Source organism: Arthrobacter sp. I3 (assembly GCF_000520575.1).
Lineage (GTDB): Bacteria > Actinomycetota > Actinomycetes > Actinomycetales > Micrococcaceae > Arthrobacter > Arthrobacter humicola_A.
Genome location: NZ_KI914922.1, coordinates 30,530 through 34,332, shown reverse-complemented (window position 1 = coordinate 34,332; position 3,803 = coordinate 30,530). Strand labels below are relative to the sequence as shown.

Annotated in this window: 4 protein-coding genes and 1 pseudogene; all 5 read right to left on the bottom strand. The window is 67.6% G+C overall.

The annotated features are described in order from the left end of the window. Nucleotides 1-1,180: DHA2 family efflux MFS transporter permease subunit (locus Y706_RS24840; protein WP_043435924.1), on the bottom strand; the 1,180-nt coding region annotated here is incomplete at its 3' end. An 85-nt stretch (nucleotides 1,181-1,265) separates the two neighbouring features. After that, complete coding sequence (locus Y706_RS0110310) at nucleotides 1,266-1,829, bottom strand: PadR family transcriptional regulator (protein ID WP_028276530.1); 564 nt, start codon at nucleotides 1,827-1,829, stop codon at nucleotides 1,266-1,268. 139 nt (nucleotides 1,830-1,968) lie between these two features. Continuing rightward, complete coding sequence (locus Y706_RS0110305) at nucleotides 1,969-2,382, bottom strand: ankyrin repeat domain-containing protein (RefSeq protein WP_043435923.1); 414 nt, start codon at nucleotides 2,380-2,382, stop codon at nucleotides 1,969-1,971. After that, nucleotides 2,379-3,461 (bottom strand): CAF17-like 4Fe-4S cluster assembly/insertion protein YgfZ, encoded by a 1,083-nt coding sequence (locus Y706_RS0110300; protein ID WP_028276528.1) that lies wholly within the window; start codon nucleotides 3,459-3,461, stop codon nucleotides 2,379-2,381. The genes Y706_RS0110305 and Y706_RS0110300 overlap by 4 nt, the downstream gene beginning before the upstream one ends. A gap of 101 nt (nucleotides 3,462-3,562) precedes the next feature. Beyond that, nucleotides 3,563-3,803 (bottom strand): annotated as a pseudogene (locus Y706_RS24835) (flavodoxin family protein); the annotation flags it as partial.

Genomic DNA, 3,803 nt, shown 5'->3' with positions numbered 1-3,803 from the left:
CTCCCGCCTGCCGCGGCGGCAGGTTGCGTGTGACGGTGGAACTCAACGGCGCCCAGATGCCTGCATTGGCGAAGCCCAGCACTGCGCTCGGCAGGAGGAACAGCCAGATGGGGGTGTCCGGGTGCATGAGCAGGGCATTCCAGAACAGCGCCACGGACATCAGGACCAGGCCGGTCGCGGTGATGAATTTCGGGTTGACCTTGTCGATGATCCGGCCGACGACGGGGGCGAGGCCGCCCGAGATCAGCGCCATCGGCACCATCATGAGCGCCGACTGGGTCGGGGTCAGTCCGCGGACGATCTGGTAGTAGAAAATCAGCGGCAGGCTGAACGCGGTGACGGTGAAGCCCACCGTGGTGATCGCAATGTTGGCGAGCGAGAAGTTCCGGTCCTTGAAAAGTGACAGGGGCAGCAGCGGTTCACCCGTGTTGAACTTCTGCCACAGGACGAAGACCACCAGCACGGCGATGCCGCTGATGATCAGGCCCCAGACGGTGATGGGGCCGGCGATGGTGCCCCAGTCGTAAGTCGCGCCCTCCTGGATGCCGAAGACCAGGAGGAACAGGCCGAGTGCGCTGAGCAGCACGCCGGGAATATCGAACTTGTGCGGGTGGGTGGTCAGCGAGGGCACGAAACGCTGGGCGAGGATGAAGCCGACAATCCCGACGGGAACGTTGATGAAGAAGATCCATTCCCAGCCGAGGCCGTCCACCAGCACGCCGCCGAGGATCGGGCCAACCAGCGTGGCGACGCCGGCCGTGGCACCCCAGATGCCCATGGCCGCTCCGCGGCGGTCCGGGGGGAAGATCCGGGTAATGACGGCCATGGTCTGCGGCGTCATCATGGCCGCGCCGAGTCCCTGGACCACACGGGCCGCGATGAGGATCTCGACGCTGCCGGAGAGGCCGCACCACAGCGATGCCACAGTGAAGACGACGAGTCCGGAGAGGTAGAGCTTCTTCGGACCGAAACGGTCCCCGAGCCGGCCCGTGATCAGCAGCGGCACGGCATAGGCGAGCAGGTAGGCGCTGGTGACCCAGATCACTGAGTTAATGTCAGTGTTGAGGCCCTCCATAATGCTGGGGTTGGCCACCGAGACGATGGTGGTGTCGATCAGGATCATGAAGAAGCCGATCACCAGGGACCAGAGTGCCGGCCATGGCCGGGCTACGTTTTCCATGCGGTTCCTTAGGGGCTGGTGTGAAACGGTGGATGGGCTGTGTGTGTGGGGGCGGCCGGGTCCCGGCCGCGGTCCTGCGCGGAGTTCACCACGGCAGTTCGCCGGAGCGGAGCTGGTCCTGAAGGCTGCGGATCCAGGCGATTTCGGCGCGAAGCGTGCTCAGCTGGAACTGGACATCGATCCAGTACTTGCGCTCCACGCCCTTCTTCGCGAGCAGTTCCTCGCCGGAGACCAGGAAGCCGAGCTGTTCCTCCAACGCCTGAAGACGCCGGTCGAGGAGTTCCACGACGACGCCGGCGGGCAGGTTGTAGGCCTCGGAGATGGCCAGCGGGAAGGCCGGGTATTCGTTGACCGGGGCGGCGAGCATGTCCTGCAGCCACGTCGTGAACGCTTCGCGGCCGGCACCCGAGATCGTGTAGGTGGTGCGCTCCGGACGGTTGCCTCCCCGGTCCGTTCCCGTGGCTGTGACCAGCCCCCGATCCTCGAGCCGCCCGACGGCGTGATAAAGCGTTCCTGGCCGCACTTTGACCAGCCGGTCCTCGTGCCGTGCGATTAGGAGCTGGTACATCTCGTAGGGATGCATCGGTTCTTCCACGAGCAGGGAAAGTGCGGCGACACCCAGGGGTGTCAATGCTGTTGCCCGGGCCATGGTGCAGTCCTTCTCGGTTTAGCAGTGTTCTCTTCGGCCTAAAAGGCAGTTACTCCACTAAAGATTATTCCACGTGGAGTATTTGAGGGCAATCATCACCAACCCGGGCCGGCCGCGCCCCGGCCCCAGGCGCGATTGGTCAGCCGAGGAGGGCCAGGATGTCCGTCCGGGCGAACATCTGCGCAGCGGCCCGCGCGGTGGGGGTGCCGGCGTCCGGGTCGGCCCCGGCGTCCAGCAGTTCCCGGGCCACGTCCGTGTAGCCCTTGAAGACAGCACCGGCCAGCGGGGTCTGGCCGCGGTCGTTCGGCGTGTTGGCGTCGCCGCCGTGGTCCAGGATCAGCCGGACAGTGCCGGCGTGGCCGTGGTACGCCGCCAGCATCACCAGCGAGTCGCCGGAGGAGGTGGTCAGCGTGGCCGGGGCGCCGGCGGCCAGGTAGCTGCCCAGCAGCGCGGAGTTGCCCTCGCGGGCGGCGTCGAAGAGCGCGTGCGCCAGCGCGAGTGTCTCGTCGTCGGGCGCGGCGCCCGGCTCGTTCACTTTGGACTCGCCGCTCATCGGGTGCCCCGCAGGAAGCCGGTCTGGCGGCCTACCACCTGGCCGGCGTCGGGGGCCACAATGACTTCCTGGGCCGCGGAGTACGGCTCGTCCCCGTCCACGACGGTCAGGACCTCGTCCGGGGCGACGGAGCGTTTGATCACGGCCAGGGCGACTGGGCCCATCTCGTAGTGCTGCGCCACGGAGGTCACGGCGCCCACCTTGCGTTCGCCCGCACGCACCTCGCTGCCGGCCGCGGGCAGGGTGTGCTGGGAACCGTCGAGCTGTAGGAACACGAGACGGCGCGGCGGGTGGCCCAGGTTGTGGACTCGCGCGATCGTCTCCTGGCCCTTGTAGCAGCCCTTGGCCAGGTGCACGGCAGTGCGGAGGAGGTCGAGCTCATGCGGGATGGTCTTGTCGTCCGTTTCCGCGCCCCAGCGGGGCCGCCACGCCGCAATCCGCAGCGCTTCGGACGCCATGGTGCCGGCGAGGGCACGGTCGCCCACGGTCGCGACCAGCTCGTCCGCGGGGACCAGGTACTCAAACCAGGGCCGTTCCAGTCCTGGATGGGCGTCCTCGCCCACCACAGCGTAGGAGTAGCCGCCGGCGCCGACGTGCGGCCACGGGTCTTGCCAGGCCTGCAGCGCCTCCCATTCCGGGATGCGGTGTGTGGAGCCGAGTACGGCCCAGTCGGCGGAGACGTCCGCGATTTCGACCCGGAGCATGAACTTCATCTTGTTGAGCCATTCGGCGAGCGGGGCCGCCTCGGCTGCCTCGACGATCAGCCAGGTCGTGGCGCCGTCGTCCACCACCCTGGCGTCGAATTCGATCCGGCCCTGCACGCTCAGCAACAGCAGTTCGGTGGACTGGCCAGGGGCCAGCGAAGTGAGCTGCTGGGAGGACAGCGTGTTGAGCCAGCTCAGGCGGTCCGGCCCGCTGACCGTCACCACACCGCGGTGTGAGAGATCGACGACGGCGGTGCCGGCGGCCAGCGCCCGCTGCTCCCGGAGCGGCTCGCCGTAGTGGGCGGCGACGCCAGCATCGGCGCCGCCGGCCTCAACCGCGGCCGGGCGCGACAACAGGGGGCTTTTGATAGTCATATTGAAAGGAACGTCCTTAGCTCTGTGCGTATTCCGGCACCGGCAGGTTCCGGCCCCGGCAGGGACAATCTGGCTCCGCCGGACTGTGGGGCAGGCCGGTCCTAGCGGTATTCCGGATTTTCAAAGTCGAAACGGGTGCCCGCTTTCCAGGCATCGGGCAGGTTTCCGTAGGCGGGAATGCCGCCCGCATCCTTGAGCATGCGCGCCAGGTGCAGCATATTCCAGGTCATGAAGGTGGTGTTGCGGTTGGTGAAATCGCTCTCCGGCCCCCCGGACCCCTGGTCAAGGTAGCTCGGTCCCGGCCCGACGGGACCGATCCAGCCGGCGTCGGCCTGCGGCGGG